Annotated in this window: 16 protein-coding genes; 12 read left to right on the plus strand and 4 right to left on the minus strand. The window is 59.6% G+C overall.

The genetic code is table 11. The features are described 5' to 3' along the window. Nucleotides 1–278: 278 nt before the first annotated feature. From secE to rplA, 4 genes are all read left to right on the plus strand, one after another. On the plus strand, nucleotides 279–611 hold the full coding sequence (gene secE, locus MHY13_RS11095; protein WP_204610288.1) for a preprotein translocase subunit SecE: 333 nt from the start codon (nucleotides 279–281) through the stop codon (nucleotides 609–611). Nucleotides 612–739: 128 nt separating this feature from the next. Beyond that, nucleotides 740–1,669, plus strand: a complete 930-nt coding sequence (gene nusG, locus MHY13_RS11100) for a transcription termination/antitermination protein NusG (RefSeq protein WP_239283139.1) — start codon at nucleotides 740–742, stop codon at nucleotides 1,667–1,669. A gap of 172 nt (nucleotides 1,670–1,841) precedes the next feature. After that, nucleotides 1,842–2,285 carry a 50S ribosomal protein L11 gene (gene rplK, locus MHY13_RS11105; RefSeq protein ID WP_005327961.1) on the plus strand — a complete coding sequence of 148 codons (444 nt, stop codon included), beginning with the start codon at nucleotides 1,842–1,844 and terminating at the stop codon, nucleotides 2,283–2,285. 68 nt (nucleotides 2,286–2,353) lie between these two features. After that, nucleotides 2,354–3,058 (plus strand): 50S ribosomal protein L1, encoded by a 705-nt coding sequence (gene rplA / locus MHY13_RS11110; RefSeq protein WP_049383568.1) that lies wholly within the window; start codon nucleotides 2,354–2,356, stop codon nucleotides 3,056–3,058. A gap of 84 nt (nucleotides 3,059–3,142) precedes the next feature. Here the strand turns inward: rplA and MHY13_RS11115 are convergent, their stop codons facing one another. The 4 genes from MHY13_RS11115 to MHY13_RS11130 are packed head-to-tail and all read right to left on the minus strand — an operon-like array spanning nucleotide 3,143 to nucleotide 8,179. After that, nucleotides 3,143–4,531 carry a Y4yA family PLP-dependent enzyme gene (locus MHY13_RS11115; RefSeq protein ID WP_239283140.1) on the minus strand — a complete coding sequence of 463 codons (1,389 nt, stop codon included), beginning with the start codon at nucleotides 4,529–4,531 and terminating at the stop codon, nucleotides 3,143–3,145. After that, on the minus strand, nucleotides 4,528–5,829 hold the full coding sequence (locus tag MHY13_RS11120; RefSeq protein WP_239283141.1) for an FAD/NAD(P)-binding protein: 1,302 nt from the start codon (nucleotides 5,827–5,829) through the stop codon (nucleotides 4,528–4,530). The genes MHY13_RS11115 and MHY13_RS11120 overlap by 4 nt, the downstream gene beginning before the upstream one ends. Beyond that, entirely contained in the window at nucleotides 5,826–6,842 is a 1,017-nt protein-coding gene (locus tag MHY13_RS11125; protein ID WP_204610279.1) for a pyridoxal-phosphate dependent enzyme, read from the minus strand. The genes MHY13_RS11120 and MHY13_RS11125 overlap by 4 nt, the downstream gene beginning before the upstream one ends. Before the next feature lie 32 nt (nucleotides 6,843–6,874). Next, nucleotides 6,875–8,179: a deoxyribodipyrimidine photo-lyase gene (locus MHY13_RS11130; RefSeq protein WP_204610278.1), complete on the minus strand. Its 1,305-nt coding sequence runs from the start codon at nucleotides 8,177–8,179 to the stop codon at nucleotides 6,875–6,877. 314 nt (nucleotides 8,180–8,493) lie between these two features. On the opposite strand from MHY13_RS11130, the gene rplJ reads away from it, so the two are divergent. From rplJ to MHY13_RS12300, 8 genes are all read left to right on the plus strand, one after another. After that, complete coding sequence (gene rplJ, locus MHY13_RS11135) at nucleotides 8,494–9,015, plus strand: 50S ribosomal protein L10 (protein ID WP_005322886.1); 522 nt, start codon at nucleotides 8,494–8,496, stop codon at nucleotides 9,013–9,015. 88 nt (nucleotides 9,016–9,103) lie between these two features. Further along, nucleotides 9,104–9,493, plus strand: coding sequence for a 50S ribosomal protein L7/L12 (rplL, locus tag MHY13_RS11140; RefSeq protein WP_150851002.1), 390 nt, complete (start codon nucleotides 9,104–9,106; stop codon nucleotides 9,491–9,493). Between the two features lie 203 nt (nucleotides 9,494–9,696). Then, the gene (locus MHY13_RS11145; protein ID WP_239194832.1) at nucleotides 9,697–9,918 is read left to right on the plus strand and encodes a type II toxin-antitoxin system RelE/ParE family toxin; all 222 of its coding nucleotides are present in this window, start codon (nucleotides 9,697–9,699) and stop codon (nucleotides 9,916–9,918) included. Continuing rightward, nucleotides 9,893–10,225 (plus strand): HigA family addiction module antitoxin, encoded by a 333-nt coding sequence (locus MHY13_RS11150; protein WP_204610276.1) that lies wholly within the window; start codon nucleotides 9,893–9,895, stop codon nucleotides 10,223–10,225. Before MHY13_RS11145 ends, MHY13_RS11150 begins: the two co-directional genes overlap by 26 nt. A 71-nt stretch (nucleotides 10,226–10,296) precedes the next feature. Continuing rightward, nucleotides 10,297–11,313, plus strand: coding sequence for a DUF3068 domain-containing protein (locus MHY13_RS11155; protein ID WP_239283142.1), 1,017 nt, complete (start codon nucleotides 10,297–10,299; stop codon nucleotides 11,311–11,313). A gap of 384 nt (nucleotides 11,314–11,697) precedes the next feature. Beyond that, nucleotides 11,698–15,192, plus strand: coding sequence for a DNA-directed RNA polymerase subunit beta (locus MHY13_RS11160; protein ID WP_239283143.1), 3,495 nt, complete (start codon nucleotides 11,698–11,700; stop codon nucleotides 15,190–15,192). 107 nt (nucleotides 15,193–15,299) lie between these two features. Then, complete coding sequence (locus tag MHY13_RS11165) at nucleotides 15,300–19,295, plus strand: DNA-directed RNA polymerase subunit beta' (RefSeq protein WP_239283144.1); 3,996 nt, start codon at nucleotides 15,300–15,302, stop codon at nucleotides 19,293–19,295. A 404-nt stretch (nucleotides 19,296–19,699) separates the two neighbouring features. Then, nucleotides 19,700–22,132, plus strand: a 2,433-nt coding sequence (locus tag MHY13_RS12300) for a YPDG domain-containing protein (protein ID WP_367398082.1), incomplete at its 3' end; no start/stop codon positions are given.

Here is a 22,132-nt window from a genome sequence, read left to right on the forward strand (position 1 = left end):
CATGCAACTCAACCGCCGCCCCCGCAAAACCCTGGGCTTTCAAACACCAGCCGAGAAAATGGCAGCACTGATAAACTCAACCGAAACATAGGAAGTGTTTCCACGACCACTAGAATCCGCCTCTTCGTGACGCTTAGCCCGCCCACATGTTGTCAAGGCCACGTCCGGTAAATGCCGTGGTCAGCTTTTCATGCTGTGCAAGCTTTGCTAGGGTTGACAAAGTTATGGAGGTGCGCGTTAAGCGCCCTATTAGATTTAGTTCCCAAGGAGGGTTAGCTGTGAGCGATGAGCAGCAGCCGAAGAATTCGGGTGCATCGCGCCCGACCGGTAAGCGTCAGCTCTCTGGTGCGGCTACCACGTCCTCCGCGGACTACGCCGATAAGCACGTCGTCCGCGTCGAGGATAAGAACCACGATGACACCCCAGGTGGCGGCGTAGCCGCCTTCCCGGGCGAGGTCGCATCCGAGATGAAGAAGGTGGTGTGGCCTACCGCTAAGGAGATGCTGCAGTACACCCTCATTACCTTTGCGTTCCTTATCGTGCTGACCGTTTTGGTCTGGGGCGTTGACACCCTGGCAGGTCTCGGAGTTGAGCAGGTTCTCTCGGATTAGTAAGATAAGCGCATAATCTTTTATCCCGCTGTTTCCGCTTAAAGGAACGGCGGGATACTTTTTGCCCATACGCGGGCGGGTAGGCTGGTCCTACGCAACGCGCCGAGGAATTTTTTGGAGTAAGAATTATGAGCGACGAGAACAACGTCGAAACCGTAGGCACCTCCCTGGAAGAGGCAATGCAGTCCAACGTGCAGGAGCAGGCGGCAGAGCACGCTAGCTCCGTAGAAGAAGCACAGCAGGAGGACGCTACCCCAGCCGCTCCGGCAGCGGAAGAAGCTGAAGGAACGGCTGAGTCCACCGAGGCTGCAGGCGAGTCCGCCGAGTCCACCGACGCGGCGGAACCGGCAGCGACCGAAGCAGAGGCCGAGGACGCAGCCCCTGAGGCAGGCGAAGACGAGTCCGAGGATGCCGCCTACCGCAAGCGCCTGCGCGCCTTTACCCGCGAATTGAAGAAGCAGCCGGGCCAGTGGTACATCATCCAGTGCTACTCCGGCTACGAAAACAAGGTAAAGACCAACCTGGACATGCGCGCCCAGACCCTCGAGGTAGAAGATTCCATCTTCGAGGTCGTTGTTCCTATTGAGCAGGTCCTAGAGACCAAGGACGGCAAGAAGAAGATTGTGAAGCGCAAGCTGCTGCCGGGCTACGTCCTGGTTCGCGCTGAGCTTAACGACGCCGCATGGTCCGTCATCCGCGAAACCCCAGGCGTGACCTCCTTCGTGGGCAACGAAGGCAATGCCACCCCGGTCAAGACCCGCGACGTGGCAAAGTTCCTCATGCCCAACGAGGCTCCGTCCACCAAGGGCGATGCTGCCCCGAACGAGGCAGAGGGCGAGCAGGTTGTGGCTATGCCGGAGAAGGAAGTGGCCAAGAAGTACGCGCACGATTTCGAGGTGGGCGAGGCAGTGACCATCCTGTCCGGCCCGCTGGCCGCCGTATCTGCGACCATTTCCGAGATCGACCCGGAGACCGGCAAGATGCAGGGCTTGGTATCCATCTTTGGCCGCGAGACCCCGGTGGAGCTGTCGCCGACCGAGATCGAGCGCATCTCCTAAAAAGTGATTTTGTGCAGGGCGCACGGTGTTCTAAACTGGAACGTCGTGCGCCTTTGGCGTGCGTATAAGAAAACGTTTCATCCTCCGGTGGCCCACTGAAGGTGAGCATCCGGACGGGATCCCGTTATTCATCGTGGCGGACATCCCGGTAACACAGGAAAGAGGTAATTCGATGGCTCCTAAGAAGAAGGTATCCGGCTTCATCAAGCTGCAGATCGAGGCAGGCGCCGCTAACCCGGCACCGCCAGTTGGCCCGGCACTGGGTGCCCACGGCGTCAACATCATGGAGTTCTGCAAGGCTTATAACGCCGCTACCGAGAACCAGCGTGGCAACGTGGTTCCGGTTGAGATCACCGTCTACGAGGACCGTTCCTTCGACTTCAAGCTGAAGACCCCGCCGGCAGCTAAGCTGCTGCTGAAGGCCGCTGGCATCAAGAAGGGCTCCGGCGTCCCACACACCGACAAGGTCGGCTCTGTGTCTTGGGATCAGTGCAAGGAAATCGCAGAGACCAAGTTTGCGGACCTGAACGCACGTGACATCGAGAACGGCGCTCGCATCATCGCCGGTACCGCCCGCTCCATGGGCATCACCGTTGATGGCGCACCGGAGAAGTAAAAACTTTATGTGGTAGGGCCAGCTACGGCCCGCCGAACACCACACCAATCCAGAAAAGGAATTGTTAAATGAGCACCAAGTCTAAGGCTTATAAGGCCGCTGCGGAACTGGTAGATAAGTCCCGCCTGTACCGTCCGATCGAGGCCACCAAGCTGGCCAAGGAGACCTCCTCCAAGAACTTCGACGCCACCGTTGACGTAGTCTTCCGCCTGGGCGTTGACCCGCGCAAGGCTGATCAGCTGGTTCGCGGCACCGTTTCCCTGCCTAACGGCACCGGTAAGGACGTTCGCGTTGCTGTCTTCGCTGAGGGCGAGAAGGCTACCGCCGCTCAGGAAGCTGGCGCTGACATCGTTGGCACCGCTGAACTGATCGAGCAGATCAACGAGGGCAACATCGATTTCGACGTTGCTATCGCTACCCCGGATCAGATGGCCAAGGTTGGCCGCGTTGCTCGCGTCCTGGGCCCGCGTGGTCTGATGCCGAACCCGAAGACCGGCACCGTTACCGCAGATGTTGCTAAGGCAATCTCTGAGGTTAAGGGCGGTAAGATCTCCTTCCGCGTTGATAAGGCTGCTAACCTGCACGCCATCATCGGCAAGGCATCCTTCGATGCTGAGAAGCTGGCTGAGAACTACGGCGCCCTCATGGACGAGATCCAGCGCCTGAAGCCTTCTTCCGCTAAGGGCATCTACATCAAGCGCGCTACCATCTCCACCACCTCCGGCCCGGGCATCCCGGTTGACGGTTCCGTGGTTAAGGGCTACACCGAGTAAATCGGTTTAGCGCACTGCGCTTAAAGCTAAAGGGCTTCGAGGAAATCCTCGAAGCCCTTTTCCTATGCTGTGAACCGTCGATAGTTATCTGGCGTCAATATCGTCTGGCGCCCAGTCGCCGCCGTCGGAGTAGACGTTGCGCGCCAAAGGAATTTGGTGCGAAGCAGACTCCAGGATGTGCATAAAATACCCGGCTGTATTCGGAATGGCGAGGGTATCTCCTACAGCAATGCCATCCGGGAAGTCCAGTTCGCGGCGCAGGATAACCTCGTCTTCAATGCAGTAGGCACCCACCACAAACCCGGTGCGTGGCTCGCGGGAGATTTCCTTTGCCGGGCCGGCCGTGGGTACCAGGAGGGGGTCGAGCAGGATGTCATCTGCGGCGGTCCGGCATTGGGTGCGATTCATCGCCACGCCGATAAGGGGCAGGCCATCAGAGCGTTCTTTGAGGAAGCTCACCTCGGCGAGGATGACTCCGCAGCCGTCGAGGAGGCTGCGGCCTGGCTCCAGGTGAAGTGCGATGTCCCGCTCGCGCAGCGCTGTGCCAGCGGTGCCGTAGCCGGGGACCTCACCGTAGAGGAGCTGGTCCAACCACTGACCGCGCGTCGGTTCCTGCCAGAAAGGGTAAGTATTGGGTAGCGGATCCGCCTTCCACGTGAATGGTTCACCGGTACCAGCACGTTGGGAAGCGATGCGCTCGAGGTAATTCTCCCACTGCTCGCGGGATTCCAGGTAGCTCATGGGCACGCCGCCGCCGATATCGATGAAACCTGCGGGCTGGCCCAATGCGCGTACGTGCTCGATCAAGGCAATTGCCTCTGCAAGGGCGGTTCGGCGGTCGGCCTCGCTATAGCCATGCAGGTGCACGTGGACGCCCACAACACGAAGTTCCTGTGGCCACTCGGCTTGCCGCCATGCCGGCAGCCTCTCGCCAAAGCGGGTGGGAGGTAGGCAGTTCGGATCTGGAGCGAGGCGTGGTGCCACGCGAGCGGTAGTCTCTAAAGCCCGCGCGATGTCGGCGATGCGGCGGGATTCGGCGCGAGAATCACAAGAGATAGTAACTCCCCGCGAAACCGCCAGGCGGAGCAAGCCATCTGTTTTGATAGCGGCGCTAAGGATGATGCGCTCTGGGGCGACACCGCGGTCGAGCACTTGGCGGAGCTCGTTCTCGCTAGCTACATCAACCCCGAGCCCGGCATCGCGTGCAGCATCGACAAAACACAGCGCCTTATTGGCTTTGCGTGCGAAAAACACCTGAGTGTCCACGCCGTGGGAAGCGCCCGCATCGAGCAACTCCTGGGCATTGTGGCGCAGCGGAGCGGGATTCAACACGTTCACCGGAGAACCGTAGCGCGAGGTCAATGCGCTGACGTGCTGCGGGTTTCCGACGAGCTCGCGCATCCACCGTTCCCACCGGGCGCGCAAGGGGACGGTGCCGTTTACGGGTAGTGGTTCTACAGGGGTGGTGGTCATGGGTTTCCTACTTTCTCCGCCCAGCGGGGGATGTCATCGTGCACGGAACGGTTAAGGGAGTCATGGCCGGGCAGGGAGAGCTCATTCATCCGGCCAATTTCCACCACGCCAGGAACGTCGTGGAAGGGGGAGGGGGTGGCTTGGGGAGCAACGGTGGCGTCAATAAGCAGGTCCACGCCGCCCTTTTCCTGCCAGGAATCTATCTGCCCCGGCGTGCCTAGGTAGTCGGTATTCACCACACCGGAGTGGATCAGCTCGAGCAGACGCCTAGCTGTGACCGGTGGCGGACCAAAAGCCACGCGCTCAAGGGTGCGTGAAAGCTCACGGAAGCCGGGCATAGGGCCATGCGCCTTGTGCCAATCGAGGCAGTCTTGGAATACCCCACGAAACGCCGTGCCCACGGCCGCAGCCGGGGTGAGTGAGCCGCTACCTTCGGCCGCACGTAGGGAAGCCTCGAGCTCAGCGACGGCATCGCCTGTGAAATCCTGGCCGTCGATAACGGCGGCGAGGCCCGCTGTTGAGAAGTCACCGAATTCGCCTGCAGCCCCAATGAGGATTTCACGCAGCTCCGCGGCGTTGTCGATATGCGCGCAGGCCTGGCGCCACCGCGGTGACACCTCCGGCAGTGGTGTCTCAGGGGAGGGCTTTACCTCCATGAAGCGCCCGCTGCGGCTAACCGGGTAAATGGTTTCGGCGGTATCGCCATATAGCAGGCACACATCGATGAAGCTTAGGGCGGCACCGCGAACGCCGATTCGCCGTGCGGAGCTGGGGAGATCGGCACCGAAGTAGAGACCGGTGACCGGTACGCACGAGGCCTCATAGGCCAAGGAACCGGCGTGGAGATGGTCGTGGCCGGTGCAGACCAGGACCTCGTCGAAGGGGGCGCCATCGACCATGAAACCTTCTCCTTCGGCGCTTACCGCGGTCACGCGGTGCGGCAGGTGCCGGATGCGAACGTGGGCCGGCGCGCGGCGCACTGCGGCGGACCAGGTATCGGCGAGAAACTGGCCCACCTGAGCCCGCGGTGGGAAGGCATCGGTGGTGTCTGCACCGCGGCGGGTGCGCCAAGCGTTGAAATTATCGTGGGCCGTGGTGACGATGGCGCAGTTGACGTTGAGGCGCCACTGCAGCGGCTGCTGCGGGCGGTAGACGGCGCCCGCACCGGCGGGGTAGGGGTCAAAGACGGTGACATCGAGTGGAACGTGGGCGCGCTCGAGGAGTTCCTCGACGGCCCAAAGGCCACGCGGGCCAGCTCCAATGATGGCAATGCGGCGGGCAGAACGAGAAGAAGTCACTGCGCTGACCCTTCGATGCGCGCGGCAAGTTCAGCGGGCGAAATGTCAAAGTTTTCGCACACCCAGGAGTCGTTATAAATGGTGTCCAGGTAAGGCTGGCCGGCGTCGTGCAGCACGGCAACCACTTCGGCCCCTGCCGGTAGGGAGGGTGCGAGGCTCTGGAAGGCGGCGATGACGGCACCGCCGGAAGCGCCAGGCAGCAGGCCCTCTGCTTGGGCGAGTTGTCGGGCGGCAACGATGGCATCGAGATCTGGAACCCTCTCCACGGAAGAAGGCGAAAACTTGGTGGATAGCTCGGTCACGATACCTGCGCCGTAGCCGGGCAGCATGCGGGTACCGCGCTCACCACCAAAAAGCACGGAGCCTTCCGCATCAACGCCGATTGTGTGGGTATCGGCGCCCAGCTCGGAGAGCTTGCGTACGCAGCCGCCAAGGGTTCCGGTGGTGCTCATAGCCACGAGTAGATGGCTAGGGGCCTGGCCGAGCTGGTCCACAATCTCCGTCATGGTGCCTTCCGCGTGGGCGTGGAAGGCGGCTTCATTGGAATACTGGTTGAGGTTGAAAGAATCGGGGATCTCTTCCAAAAGCTCGGCCACGCGGGTGCGGCGGGCGGTGAGCCAATCGCCGGTTTCTGGATCGGGGTGGTCGAGCAATTCCACGTGTGCGCCGTAGGCCCGCATGGTAGCCACCGTGGAGGCGTTGACCCGCGGATCCACCACGCAATGGAACTTCATGCCTTGTAGCGGGGCTTGGCGAGCTAGAGCCATGCCCAGGTTGCCGGAGGAAGATTCCACCAGCGTCGAACCAGGACGGATATCGCCGGCTGCAAGCGCCGCCTGGATCAGTGCTCGTGCCGTCCGGTCTTTTGCAGAACCGCCGAGGTTGAATTGTTCGAGTTTGAGATAGAGGTGGACATCCGGCCGGGGACTAATCGCCTCCACTCGCATGAGTGGGGTATTGCCAATGGGCGGGTGCGCTTGAGAATGAATCCTGGGGCTCATCATTGGCCCCATGGTAGACCTTTGCGTCCACCTTTTCCGCCGGCTTAATCCTTGATCTCCGCATAGGCATCGAGCGCGGCTTGGCGCGATTCCTTCAGGTCGACGATGGGTGGGGCAGACAGCGCGGGTGCCCAGCGGCGCACGTACTCGCCGTCGGGGTCGAAGCGTTTGGCCTGCGTTTCGGGGTTGAAGATGCGGAAGAAGGGCGCGGCGTCATCGCCGCAGCCGGCCACCCACTGCCAATTAAACGGGTTGGAGGCGGCATCGGCGTCCACCAAGGTGTCCCAGAACCATTCCTCGCCCAGGCGCCAGTGGATGCCCAGGTTCTTGGTGAGGAAGGAGCCCACCACCATGCGCACGCGGTTGTGCATGTACCCGGTGGCCCATAGCTCGCGCATTCCGGCGTCGACAAGCGGAATTCCGGTAGTGCCGGCCTGCCAGTCCTTGAGCCGCGGGTCATCCCAGGACCAGTCGAAGCGGTCGAATTTCTCCCGCACGTTCTCGGTGGCGAGATTGGGCAGGTGGTAGAGGCGGTGCCAGGCAAAGTCGCGCCACAGCAGCTCGGAGTGGAACTTGGCGGCTTCGGGCTCCTCGGCCGCCGCGAACCACACCTCGCGCGGGGAGACCTCGCCAAAGCGCAGGTGGGGCGAGAGTAGGGAGGTGGCATTGAGCGCGGGGATATCGCGCTCCTCGGCGTAGTTGGCCAGGTCCAGCTGGGCTAGTCGCTCGCGCGCGCCGGCCTCGCCGGGCGTCCAGTGCTCGGCCAGGGATGCGGCCCATGCCGGTTCGGTGGGTTTGGGCCAGGCAGATGCACTGCTTGCCGACGCCCCCATCTCCGGCACCCCCTCCGGTTCATCTCCCGCCACCTGGGAGGCGGCGGCCTTGGAGAAGGGAGTAAAGACCTTATAGGGCTGGCCCTGGCCATTGGTGACCTCCCAGGGTTCGACAAGGGTGAAGCCGGGCGAGGAGGTGGCGGTAATGCCCTGGGAGGTTAGGGTTTCCTTGACGCTCGCATCGACCTCGCGCAAGGGGCCGTGGTAGCGGCGGGTCCACGTGACGGTGGTGGCGCCCAGTTCTGCGGCCAGGCGGGGGATTTCCGTGCGGGCATCGCCGGCGGCGCGAATGAGTTCTACACCGTGGTCGGCAAGGTCGCGGGCGAGGGCATAGAGGGAACGTTCGCGCCACCACGTGGTCGCGCCGCCCAGCGGGCGGGTGCCGGGATAGGCAGGCTCGTCGAGGACGACGGCGACCAAGGGGACGTCGCCAAGCGAGGCGGCCTCGGCCGCGCGGGAAAGGGCCTGGTTATCGTGCAGGCGCAGGTCATCGCGGAACCACATCAGGCTGGTCATGGCGGCCATCCTACGCGGCGGAAACGGCGATTTGGAGAAACCGCGGGTGGGGAGGTAGTGTTTTCCACGAAGTTTGAACGGCCACTTCACGGCCGAGTCAAAGTTCACCGAAGACCGTTGGTCATCCATTTGGATCGAAGGTTCTCCATCCTAGGAGGCGGCCCACGCAGGAGACACTTTGCGATTATTCGCGGCATTCTCTTATGTCGCGCGCCCTGTGCTCTTGCACGGGGCTTTTGTTGTTTCGGGCAACCGAAGCGAGGAAGGCCCCGGCGGAATAATAAAAGAGATGTTTTGGAAGGAGGCGAGAGACAATGGCAAACCCAAAGAACACTGCAGACCTGGCAGAGCTGAAGGAGAAGCTGGCTGGCGCTAACTCTGTCGTATTGACCGAGTACCGCGGCCTGACCGTATCCCAGCTGCAGGAGCTGCGTAACGATCTGGGCTTTGACGTTGAATACTCCGTCGCCAAGAACACCCTTTTCAAGATCGCTGCCAAGGAAGCTGGCATCGAAGGTCTTGATGATTTGCTGACTGGCCCGACCGCAATTGCGTTCATCAAGGGCGAGGCAGTGGATGCTGCGAAGGTCATCACCAAGTTCGCTGATGACAACAAGGCACTCATCATCAAGGGTGGCTACATGGACGGCAACGCACTGTCTGCCGACCAGGTTGAGGCCATCGCCAAGCTGGATAACCGCGAGACCACCCTCGCAAAGCTGGCTGGCGCTATGAAGGGTTCTATGGCGAAGGCAGCCGCTCTCTTCAACGCTCCTGCAACCAAGGCTGTACGCACCGTCGCAGCTCTGCAGGACAAGAAGGAAGCAGAAGCTTAAGTCGTCACAAAAGACGCACAATTACAACACCGTGTGCGCGGCATAAATCACGCGCAGCGCACACACAACACAGAAAGGACTTGCCATCATGGCTAAGCTCACCAAGGACGAGCTCATTGAAGCTTTCAAGGAAATGACCCTCATCGAACTGTCCGAGTTCGTTAAGGAATTTGAAGAGGTATTCGACGTTGAGGCTGCTGCTCCGGTTGCTGCTGTTGCAGCTGGCGCTCCGGCTGAGGGCGGCGCTGGTGCCGCTGAGGAGAAGACCGAGTTCGACGTCGTTCTGACCGACGCTGGCGCTAAGAAGATTGGCGTTATTAAGGCTGTCCGCGAGATCGTCTCCGGCCTGGGCCTGAAGGAAGCTAAGGAAATGGTCGAGGGTGCTCCTAAGGCTATCCTCGAGGGCGCTTCCAAGGACGACGCTGAGGCTGCTAAGGCTAAGCTGGAAGAGGCTGGCGCTTCCGTCGAGCTCAAGTAATTTCACTGAGCTTTACGCTTTCAAACCCCCACTCTTACCGCCGCGCGCGGTGGGAGCTGGGGGTTTCCTCGTTTTATGCTCGCGGGCGCAATGCGGGTAGTACAGCAATGGCCAATAGTGTCAAAGTGTGACACTATGGCATTGTGGAGTTCAGGAGGGGTAGCTTAGAGCGCTTTCACACAGATGGTAAGGCGCCAAAGTACGTGCCCCCTGAACTGCGAAGGATACTGCGTCGCAAATTCATCATGATTGACCGAGCAGCCTCTCTTGCCGATTTGAGGATTCCACCAGCGAATCACTTAGAGAGGCTGAAAGGGCAGTGGGACGGATTTTATTCCATCCGTGTTAATGCGCAGTGGAGAGTAGTCTTCCGGTGGACAGGGAAAGGAGCTGTGGACGTTGACTTCATCGATTATCACAAATAAGGGGGAAGAGTCCTCGGATGTCGTCCCCGTTCCACACCCTGGAGAGGTTCTGCGCGAGGAATTTCTGGAGCCGCTCGGACTGACTCAATACCGCTTAGCCAAGGATATTTTTAGCTCCAAGTCCCAAATTTCCAAGCTGGTGCGTGGGCGCATTGGGATTAGTGCGGAAATGGCGCTCCGTCTTTCCGCTTATTTTGGCAATTCGGCAGAGTTTTGGCTGGGGCTGCAAGAAGAGTTTGATCTCTGGTGCGCGCGGCAGACCACGGATACTAGCAGCATCATCGCTTGGAATGCGCAGACGGCTTAAAACCAATCCGGTGTGGCGGGGCGGCCTGTAGAAACAGGGAATCGCCGCCACGGGTTGTAGAATTAGCCCCCATGCTGCCCAAGTCCCGCATTTTTTCCGTCCTGCTCCTAGGCCTCGGCGTCGCGCTTATCGCCGCCGGTATTGTGGCGCCGGCGTTTTTGGATTACTCCCCGCGGCTGCCGCTGAACCTGAAAAACAGTACGTGGACACTGCACGATGAGTCTGCGGATTCGCAGCAGCTGTCCAAGGACGGCACCACGCCGTATTCGGGCCCCATGACCTACCAAATCAACATGGATATCCAGGAGCCCTCGGACGATGAGAAGGCCACCGTGCGCATCGGTGAGACCCGCATGCGTGGCGAGGGGGAGGGCCTCAATGACCTGAGCCAGGCCCAGGTGTGGACGTACCCCGTGGATCGCCTGAGCGGCGAGGCGGCGGGGGAGGCCACGTTGAGCCACACACTTGCGACCCCGTCCGACACGGTGACTGTGGACGGCTATTGGCTCAAGTTCCCAGCGGACGCGGAGAAGACTAACTACCCGGTCTTTGACCCGACGCTGCGCAAGGCCGTCGATGCGGTCTTTGAAGAAGAAACCACGATGGACGGCCGCACGGTCTACCGCTACCACCAAGAGATCGAGCCGACCAACGTCGCGCAGCTCTTTGCGGCCGATGGCAATACCACCAGCTTGCCCAAGGAAGGCGGCGGCGAGGAGCAGGGCTACCTGACCCACTCCGGCAGCCGTGACTTCTATGTGGACCAGCAAACCGGCCTCGTGGTGGGCATGGATATGGATATCGATGATTACTACGCGGACCGCGAGGGCGTGGGCCGTGAGCGCGCCTTCGTCTTTAATGGCTCTACCTCCGAAGAGGACCAGCAGGCGCTGCTCAAAGAGGCGGCAGAATTCCCGCGCGACCGCGTGGCGGAGATCGTGCGGTGGGGTGCCATCGGCCTCGGTGCACTTTTAGCCCTGCTCGGAATCATTGGCGCATTGGGCCTATTTGGCGGCAAGAATAAGCATGCCCGCTCGCGCCATAACCGCGGGCGCATCGGCGGGAGCGCGGTGCCGGCGAGCCGGTAAAAGCGCAGCTGGAAAACAAAATCGCCGCCGGGGTTGCGGTGTATTGAGATTTTAGTGGTAGGGTGCTCGGTGGTTGTCGCGCACAGTCGCGCGACGGGGACGCGTTAGCGCCGCGGCGAGCACGAGCTTGCCCCCTAGCGCGGTAGCGACACGCCCCAAGAGTGGTGTGTCTTTACATGGCAGGTCTTTTCCTATAAGCTGTTTCGTTGCGCTGGAATCTGGATCTTCGGTGCACATTTAGCCTTTCAGGCCGGTGATGGCAAAACCGACTTGACAAGGTGATTTTGTGCATTCTGAACCCAGACACTCCACAGCAGACCGAATGCTAGAATTACCAGCGGTTTTGCGGCTCGTCGGCCAGGGCGAGCTGGCAATCCGCGTGAGGTGCTGGAAGGACCCATCTTGGCAGTCTCCCGCCAGACCAAGTCAGTGGCCAATATCCCCGGAGCCCCGAAGCGATACTCGTTTGCAAAAATCAGCGAGCCTATCGCCCTGCCGGGTCTCCTTGACGTACAACTTGATTCCTTTGATTGGCTCGTTGGCGCGCCGGAGTGGCGCGAGCGCGAGCAGGCTGAGCGCGGCGATGACGCCCGCGTGACGAGCGGCCTCGAGGACATCCTCGAAGAGCTCTCGCCGATTGAGGACTACTCGGGCAATATGTCCCTGTCCCTGTCGGAGCCGCGCTTTGAACCGGTGAAGAACACCGTGGATGAGTGCAAGGAAAAGGACATCAACTACTCCGCGCCGCTGTACGTGACCGCAGAGTTTATTAATAACGACACCCAAGAGATTAAGTCGCAGACCGTCTTCATCGGCGATTTCCCGATCATGACGGATATGGGCACGTTCATCGTGAACGGTACCGAGCGCGTCGTCGTCTCTCAGCTGGTGCGCTCCCCGGGCGTCTACTTCGATCGCTCGATCGATAAGTCCACCGAGCGCCCGCTGCATTCCGTGAAGGTTATTCCTTCCCGCGGTGCATGGTTGGAGTTCGACGTCGACAAGCGCGACACCGTCGGCGTGCGCATTGACCGCAAGCGCCGCCAGCCGGTAACCGTGCTGCTTAAGGCACTGGGCTGGAGCGAGGAGCAGATCAGGGAACGCTTCGGCTTCTCCGAGCTCATGATGTCCACCCTGGAGTCGGACGGTGTAGCGAACACCGATGAGGCACTGCTGGAGATTTACCGCAAGCAGCGCCCAGGCGAGCAGCCTACCCGCGAGCTGGCACAGTCCCTGCTGGATAACTCCTTCTTCCGTGCAAAGCGTTACGACCTGGCAAAGGTCGGCCGCTACAAAATCAACCGCAAGCTGGGTCTCGGCGGCGACCACGATGGTCTGATGACCCTGACCGAGGAAGACATTGCCGTCACCCTCGAGTACCTGGTCCGCCTGCACGTAGGCGAGCGCGAGATGAAGGCACCAAACGGTGAGATGATCGCCCTGCACACGGATGACATCGACCACTTTGGTAATCGCCGCCTGCGCACCGTCGGTGAGCTCATCCAGAACCAGGTCCGTGTGGGCCTGTCCCGCATGGAGCGCGTTGTGCGCGAGCGCATGACCACCCAGGATGCGGAGTCCATCACTCCAACCTCCCTGATTAACGTGCGCCCGGTCTCTGCTGCTATCCGCGAGTTCTTTGGTACCTCGCAGCTGTCCCAGTTCATGGACCACAACAACTCGCTGTCCGGCCTGACCCACAAGCGCCGCCTGTCCGCACTGGGCCCAGGCGGCCTGTCTCGTGAGCGCGCCGGCATTGAGGTGCGAGACGTTCACGCTTCTCACTACGGCCGTATGTGCCCGATTGAGACTCCCGAGGGCCCGAACATTGGCCTCATTGGTGCGCTGGCGTCCTACGCCCGCGTGAATGCTTTCGGCTTCATTGAGACCCCGTACCGCAAGGTTGTGGACGGCAAGATCACCGACCAGGTGGAGTACCTCACCGCCGATGAAGAGGACCGCTTCGCTATTGCTCAGGCCGAGGTCGAGCAGGACGCAGAGGGCAACCTCACCGGCGAGCGTATTGAGGTCCGCCTGAAGGACGGAGATATCGGGCTTACCGATGCCTCCGGTGTGGACTACGTTGACGTCTCCCCGCGCCAGATGGTTTCCGTGGGTACGGCCATGATTCCGTTCTTGGAGCACGACGATGCTAACCGTGCCCTCATGGGTGCGAACATGCAGAAGCAGGCCGTGCCGCTGGTGCGCTCCGAGGCTCCGCTGGTGGGTACCGGTATGGAGCAGCGCGCTGCGTACGACGCTGGCGACGTTGTTATCACCCCGAAGGCCGGTGTGGTCGAAAACGTCACCGCTGATGTCATCACCATCATGGATGATGAGGGCCAGCGCGATACCTACATCCTGCGTAAGTTCGAGCGCACCAACCAGGGCACCAACTACAACCAGACCCCGCTGGTTTCCATGGGCGAGCGCGTAGAGGCCGGCCAGGTTTTGGCCGATGGCCCGGGTACCCACAATGGTGAGATGTCCCTCGGCCGCAACCTGCTGGTTGCCTTCATGCCGTGGGAAGGCCACAACTACGAGGACGCCATCATCCTCAACCAGCGCATCGTGGAAGAGGACATCCTGACCTCCGTCCACATCGAGGAGCACGAGATCGATGCTCGCGATACCAAGCTGGGCGCCGAGGAAATCACCCGCGAGATCCCGAACGTCTCCGAGGACGTCCTGAGCGACCTGGACGAGCGCGGCATCATCCGCATCGGTGCGGACGTCCGCGCCGGCGACATCCTGGTGGGTAAGGTCACCCCGAAGGGCGAGACCGAGCTGACCCCGGAGGAGCGCCTGCTGCGCGCCATCTTCGGTGAGAAGGCCCGCGAGGTCCGCGATACCTCCATGAAGGTGCCGCACGGTGAGGTAGGCAAGGTCATTGGCGTTGCTCGTTTCTCCCGCGACGATGATGACGATCTGGCCCCTGGCGTCAACGAGATGATTCGTGTCTACGTGGCGCAGAAGCGCAAGATCCAGGACGGCGATAAGATGGCCGGCCGCCACGGCAACAAGGGTGTTGTGGGCAAGATCCTGCCGCCAGAGGATATGCCGTTCATGGAAGACGGCACCCCGGTGGACATCCTGCTGAACACCCACGGTGTGCCGCGTCGTATGAACATCGGCCAGGTCCTCGAGGTTCACTTGGGCTGGCTGGCACACGCCGGCTGGAAGGTTGACACCGAGGATCCGAAGAACGCCGAGCTGCTCAAGACCCTGCCGGAAGAGCTCTATGACGTTCCTGCGAATTCCTTGACCGCTACCCCGGTCTTCGACGGTGCTACCAACCACGAGATCGAGCGCCTGCTGGCTTCCTCCCGTCCTAACCGCGACGGCGATGTGCTGGTGGATGAGAACGGCAAGGCCACGCTATTCGACGGCCGCTCGGGCGAGCCATACAAGTACCCGATCTCTGTCGGCTACATGTACATGCTCAAGCTGCACCACTTGGTCGATGAGAAGATTCACGCCCGTTCCACCGGTCCTTACTCCATGATTACCCAGCAGCCGCTGGGTGGTAAGGCCCAGTTCGGTGGCCAGCGCTTCGGCGAGATGGAGGTATGGGCAATGCAGGCTTACGGCGCTGCCTACACCCTGCAGGAGCTGCTGACCATCAAGTCCGATGACGTCGTCGGCCGCGTGAAGGTCTACGAGGCCATTGTTAAGGGCGACAATATTCCAGATCCGGGCATCCCTGAGTCTTTCAAGGTGTTGCTCAAGGAGCTGCAGTCCCTGTGCCTGAACGTGGAGGTTCTCTCCACCGATGGCACGCCGATGGAGCTGTCTGGCTCTGATGACGATGACATGGATAGCCCATCGCTTGGCATTAACCTGTCCCGCGATGAGGGTTCCTCCGCTGACATCGTCTAATTAGTTTCTTGGTCCACCGCGGGGAAAATCCCCGCGGCTGGGCATAAACGTTTAATTCATAGAAAGCCATCAATTCCTCGACAACGAGGATGAAAGGGAGACATTACGTGTTTGACGTAAATCTCTTCGACGAGCTCCGCATCGGTCTGGCCACCGCAGACGATATTCGTCGCTGGTCCAAGGGCGAGGTCAAAAAGCCTGAGACCATTAACTACCGCACCCTGAAGCCGGAGAAGGACGGCCTCTTCTGCGAGCGCATCTTCGGCCCCACCCGTGACTGGGAGTGCGCTTGTGGCAAGTACAAGCGCGTCCGCTACAAGGGCATCATCTGTGAGCGCTGTGGCGTTGAGGTGACCAAGTCCAAGGTCCGCCGTGAGCGCATGGGCCACATTGAGCTAGCCGCTCCGGTAACCCACATCTGGTACTTCAAGGGCGTTCCTTCCCGCCTGGGCTACCTATTGGACCTGGCTCCAAAGGATCTCGAGCGCATCATCTACTTCGCAGCTAACATCATCACCTCCGTGGATGAAGAGGCTCGCCACAACGATCAGTCCACCCTGGAAGCAGAAATGCTCCTGGAGAAGAAGGACGTTGAGGACGATACCGAGTCCGAGATCGCAGAGCGCGCCTCCAAGCTGGAGTCTGACCTGGCTGAGCTGGAAGCAGCTGGTGCTAAGGCAGATGCCCGCAAGAAGGTACAAAATGCTGCCGATAAGGAAATGCAGCACATCCGCGAGCGCGGCGAGCGCGAAATCGCCCGCCTGGATGAAATCTGGAATACTTTCATCAAGCTAGCTCCGAAGCAGATGATCATCGATGAGACCATCTACGAAGAGCTGGTTGACCGCTACGAGGATTACTTCACCGGCGGCATGGGTGCAGAAGCCATCCAGACCCTGGTCCGCAACTTCGACCTCGAGGCTGAGGCCGAGGAGCTGCGCGAGATCATCAACAACGGCAAGGGCCAGAAGAAGATGCGTGCCCTGAAGCGCTTGAAGGTTGTTGCGGCCTTCCTACGCTCCGGCAATGATCCGGCTGGCATGGTGCTGGATGCTGTCCCGGTTATTCCACCAGAGCTGCGCCCGATGGTGCAGCTGGACGGTGGCCGCTTCGCTACCTCCGACCTGAACGACCTCTACCGCCGCGTAATCAACCGCAATAACCGTTTGAAGCGCATGATCGACCTGGGTGCACCAGAGATCATTGTGAACAACGAGAAGCGCATGCTGCAGGAGTCTGTAGACGCGCTCTTCGATAACGGCCGCCGCGGCCGTCCGGTCACCGGTCCGGGTAACCGTCCGCTCAAGTCTCTGTCTGACTTGCTCAAGGGCAAGCAGGGCCGCTTCCGCCAGAACCTGCTGGGTAAGCGCGTGGACTACTCCGGCCGTTCCGTTATTATCGTTGGTCCGCAGCTGAAGCTGCACGAGTGTGGTCTGCCGAAGCTCATGGCTCTCGAGCTATTCAAGCCATTCGTCATGAAGCGCTTGGTAGAAAATGACTACGCCCAGAACATCAAGTCCGCCAAGCGCATGGTTGAGCGCCAGCGCCCAGAGGTGTGGGACGTTCTGGAGCAGGCCATTTCCGAACACCCAGTGATGCTCAACCGTGCGCCTACGCTGCACCGCCTGGGTATTCAGGCCTTTGAGCCGAAGCTGGTTGAGGGTAAGGCTATCCAGCTGCACCCGCTGGCTTGTGAGGCATTCAACGCCGACTTCGACGGCGACCAGATGGCAGTCCACCTGCCACTATCCGCTGAGGCACAGGCTGAGGCCCGCGTCCTGATGTTGGCTTCCAATAACATTCTGTCCCCAGCATCCGGTAAGCCACTGGCCATGCCGCGTCTGGATATGGTTACCGGCCTGTACTACCTGACCATGGACAAGGCCGAGGACGAGATCGGTGGCAACGGCCGCTTCCGCGAGGCAGAAGAGGATAAGCCAGCAACCGGCGTTTACTCCTCCTACGCCGAGGCCCTCATGGCCTATGACCGCGGCACCGTTGGCCTGCAGGCTCCGATCAAGGTCCGCATCGATCACCTTCGCCCGCCGCAGGAGATCGAGGAGGAGCAGTTCCCAGATGGCTGGACCAAGGGCCAGGCATGGATGGGCTACACCACCATTGGCCGCGTCATGTTCAACGAGCTGCTGCCATGGAACTACCCGTACCTCGAAGGCATCATGGTCCGTAAGGGCGGCGGCTCGGGCAATAAGGTCCTCATCGGTGACGTGGTCAATGACTTGGCCAATAAGTACCCGATGATCACCGTGGCTCAGGTGCTGGACAACATGAAGGACGCCGGCTTCTACTGGGCAACCCGTTCCGGCGTGACCATCACCATGTCTGACGTTCTGGTTCTGCCGAATAAGACCGAGATCCTCGAGTCTTATGAGAAGGAAGCAGAGCGCATCGAGCGTAAGTACTGGGAGCAGGGTGCTCTGACCGAGCGCGAGCGCTACGATCGCCTGGTTGAGCTGTGGAAGGACGCTACCGACACCGTCGGTGAGGCCGTCGAGAACATGTACCCGGACCACAACCCGATTCCGATGATTGTGAAGTCTGGTGCTGCCGGTAACATGCGTCAGATTTGGACGCTGGCCGGTATGAAGGGCATGGTTGTGAACTCGCACGGTGATTACATCACCCGTCCGATTAAAACCTCCTTCCGCGAAGGCCTGTCCGTGCTGGAGTACTTCAACAACTCCCACGGTTCGCGTAAGGGTCTGGCCGATACCGCACTGCGTACCGCTGACTCCGGCTACCTCACCCGTCGTCTGGTGGACGTGGCCCAGGACGTCATCGTCCGCGAAGAGGACTGTGGCACCCGCCTAGGCGTCCAGGTGCCAATCGGCGAGGAGTCTGGCGACAAGGTTGTTCTCTCCGATCTGTGGGAGACCTCCGCATCCGGCCGCGTGCTGGCTACCGATGTCAAGGGCGAGGACGGCGAAGTCGTGGCCGAGGCCGGCTCCGACCTCACCGAAGAGCTCACCCAGAAGTTGCTTGACGCTAAGGTCACCGATGTCAAGGTTCGCTCCGTGCTGACCTGCCAGACCCCGGCTGGCGTGTGTGCCAAGTGCTACGGCAAGTCCATGGCTTCCGGCCAGCTTGTCGATATCGGCGAGGCCGTCGGCATTGTGGCTGCGCAGTCCATTGGTGAGCCGGGTACCCAGCTGACCATGCGTACCTTCCATCAGGGTGGTGTCGGTGGTGATATTACCGGCGGTCTGCCGCGTGTTCAGGAGCTCTTCGAGGCCCGTAACCCGAAGAATCGTGCTCCTATTGCCTCCGTTGACGGCACCGTCTCCCTGTCCGATGAGGGCAACTTCTGGACCCTGACCATCACCCCGGATGACGGCTCTGATGACGTGGTCTATGAGAAGCTCTCCAAGCGCCAGGGCCTGGCTCAGGTTCGTCGCCCGATGGAGTCCAACCCGGATGCCATGATCGAGCGCTCCCTCAAGGACGGCGACCACGTTGAGACCGGTGACCGCCTCATGCGTGGTGCGGCTGACCCGCACGACGTACTCGAGGTTCTCGGCCGCCGTGGCGTGGAGCAGCACCTCATTAATGAGGTTCAGGCTGTGTACCGTACCCAGGGTGTGGCTATCCACGATAAGCACATTGAGATCATCATTCGCCAGATGCTGCGTCGCGGTACCGTCATTGATGCGGGTACCACGGACCTGCTGCCGGGTAATCTCATCGACCTCTCTGAGGCTAAGCAGCTCAACGCTGCCCAGGTTGCAGAGGGCGGCGAGCCGGCTCAGCTGCGCTCGGAGATCATGGGTATTACTAAGGCCTCCTTGGCTACCGAGTCTTGGTTGTCTGCTGCATCGTTCCAGGAGACCACGCGTGTGCTTACCGACGCCGCTATTAACAAGCGCTCCGATAAGCTCATTGGCCTCAAGGAGAACGTGATTATCGGTAAGCTCATCCCGGCTGGTACCGGTATCTCCCGCTACCGCAATATCTCCGTCAAGCCGACCGAGGCTGCGCGCAACGCTGCTTACTCGATTCCGACTTACGGCGATTCCATCTACGGCGATGACGGCTTTGGTGAATTCACTGGTGCTTCCGTCCCGCTGGATGAGGACTTTACCTTCTAGGTAGAAGCGAGGGCAGCAGCGCCGTAAATGCTGCACAAAAAGAAGCGTGTCTGGACCTCCAGACACGCTTTTTCATGCGAAAAAGGTGGACAGCTTAGAGAAGGCGTACTGATCTCCAAGAGGGATAGTTAGCTGATTTATCACGTATTCAAGTGGCGCGAACAATCCGAAGGGCCACTGACTAGGCAGATCTTCCGTACCTGGGAAATGTATATGATGTTAACCATAGATAATAATAAAATTAAATGTAGGTATCGGTTGTTAAGGGTGGTTGATTACAATAACGTTAGAGATTGAGGACAGTCAGAACTCAGCTAAAAATTAGATGTTCGTACGCCCAGGTCAAGAGTGGAGGGCATGCTCCTGTTCTCTGTGTTCGCAATTTGTATAAGGAAGGCCTTTTCGTGAAAATAAAGAGTTTTAACGGCGTAACTCGCCGTCGCGGCACTACTATCGCTGCCGCGGCCCTCTCTGTAGCTCTCGTGACTCCATTTGTTCACCCAGTTGTAAATCCGGGGGCCTCGCCGGTTGCTGCTGCTCAGGATGCAGCATCTGCGCAGGATCGCAGCGTTGATTCGCGGGGCACTTCGGAAGCAACTGCTATTCGAGCGGATGGTACTTGGGGTCAGAAGAAGGGCTACCAAGGAACGGTCTACTTGGATCGTGATTCAGGGCCAGAGGCCCAGAATGAAGCTGACGAGGCCATGCCTGGTGTAAAGGTCTTCTTGCAGTATATTAACGGTAAGGGGCAGGTTTCTCCTATTTACTACACCACCTCGGATTCCGAGGGTAAATTCGTCTTCGACTTGTCCAAGGCGCCGAAGGATGGTCTGGGTAATCCGGTCGAATTCAAATTGGCAGGCGATTCGAAGTTCCAAGTCCGCACTTGGGCTGAAAACCCGGACCCTGCAAAGTACACCTTAGCGGCCGGTGGCGACATGTACAGCGGTCGCTTCCATGACAGACTGACCCGTAAATGGGAGAGCTGGGACTTTACAGCCGGCATTAACCGAATTGTCGGTTCTAAGGTCGTATTCCAAGAACGTCCGAACGTAGATGGGTGGCTTGCAAAGCCTGAAGCTGAGTGGACCGAGGCACCGACTGCTGATAAGAAGTGGCCAGACGGTGGTAATTATGGTACCGCACGGGGCGAAGTTTGGTGGGAAAACAATGAGGCCGGGGGCACACTTTCCAACCAATACTTTAAGGGTTCTTCAGATCGTGCCGCTACTGATGTCAAGGTCGTAGGCTCTTATGTCAACGACGAAGTAGCACGTGAGTTTGACGCTTGGAAGGAAGCAAACAAGAACTACAGTCGTGAACAGTTCCGTGTTGCTCAGAAAGAAATCGTTGACAAATATCAGGCTGAGCACGGCGAAGGCTCCCATATCGCAGAGTCCCGCGTAGCTTATGTCAAGGATGACGGTTCCTTCTATCTCCCCTTTGCCGGATTGTATGGTGTTAGCCACAACAAGAAGGGGAATAAAACCACTGACGAAGAGTGGGGCACGCTCGTCTCCGCCAAGGACGAAGAGCACGGTAACCTGATGCAGTGGAACGGCACTCTGGGCCAGCGTCATCGTCACATCAACACGGACTACATGTACCTGTACCCGGTTGTTGGTGACAACCGTGACCTGTGGATGGGTAATTACCAGGACAATATGTTCCAGCCCGCCGATGGTGCAGGCCTAGGTCAGTCGCTTGCGTCAGCTAATATTTTTGACCAGAACTTCGCGTTGTTGACTCCGCGCCCGATTCACGACGTATTCAATTACGACAACACTTCTGCTATCGCAGCTCCTGGCGATACCGCGAAGTCGAAGACTACCGGCCTGGTTCCCAATCAGGAGTATGCTATTGAGTGGTTTGCGGACGGTGAATCCACCGGTGAGACTTGCACTGTCACAGCTAACGAGCTAGGTGAGTTGGAATCCTGTGACTTCACAGTCCCGGAGAAGCTATCCAAGCCGACTGTGTACTCTTCTCAGGTATTCGCTGCCGATGCTTCGGGTAAGCCTACGGGCACGCTACTTCTGGCGGATTCATTCCTGGCTGACCCGACCGTTGTGAAGTATGACGAGACTAAGGGAACCGCTCAGGAAAAGGACCTTGAAGCGACGCCTTCTTTTGACAACCCGAATACTGACGCGGTCGAAGAAAAACCGGAAGGTGCAACCTTCGAGTTCGCGGATCCCGCTGCTGCTGAGAAACTGGGGCTGACTATTGATCCTAAGACCGGCGCAGTTAAATGGCCTGCGGATAAACAGGTTGAAGGCGAAAACGAGGTGCTCGTAAAGGTTACATGGAAACCTGCTGAGGGTGCTGACCCAGTATCGCGAGAAGTTCCTGCGAAGTTTAACCTAGATGCACCCGCTTCGAAGGATAAGGATAATGAGTCTTTCGAGCCTGAGTATGAGGATGGTTCTGGTAAGCCGGGCGATGATGTCAAGGTTGACAAGCCGGACTTTAAGGACAAGGACGGTAAGGAGACCACTCCTCCGGAGGGCACCAAGTTCACTCCGGGTGAGAATGCGCCTGAGGGTGTGAAGGTTGATGAGAAGACCGGTGAGGTTACTGTTCCGGTTCCGGAGGATGCTAAGCCGGGTGACAAGATCACTGTTCCGGTTGAGGTGACTTATCCGGATGGTTCTAAGGACACCGTTGATGTAACTGTCACGGTCGACGAGCCGGATGCTCCTGCTGTGAAGGATAATGAGTCTTTCGAGCCTGAGTATGAGGATGGTTCTGGTAAGCCGGGCGATGATGTCAAGGTTGACAAGCCGGACTTTAAGGACAAGGACGGTAAGGAGACCACTCCTCCGGAGGGCACCAAG

Origin of the sequence: Corynebacterium sp. ACRPE (assembly GCF_022347435.1) — a bacterium.
GTDB lineage: Bacteria > Actinomycetota > Actinomycetes > Mycobacteriales > Mycobacteriaceae > Corynebacterium > Corynebacterium tuberculostearicum_D.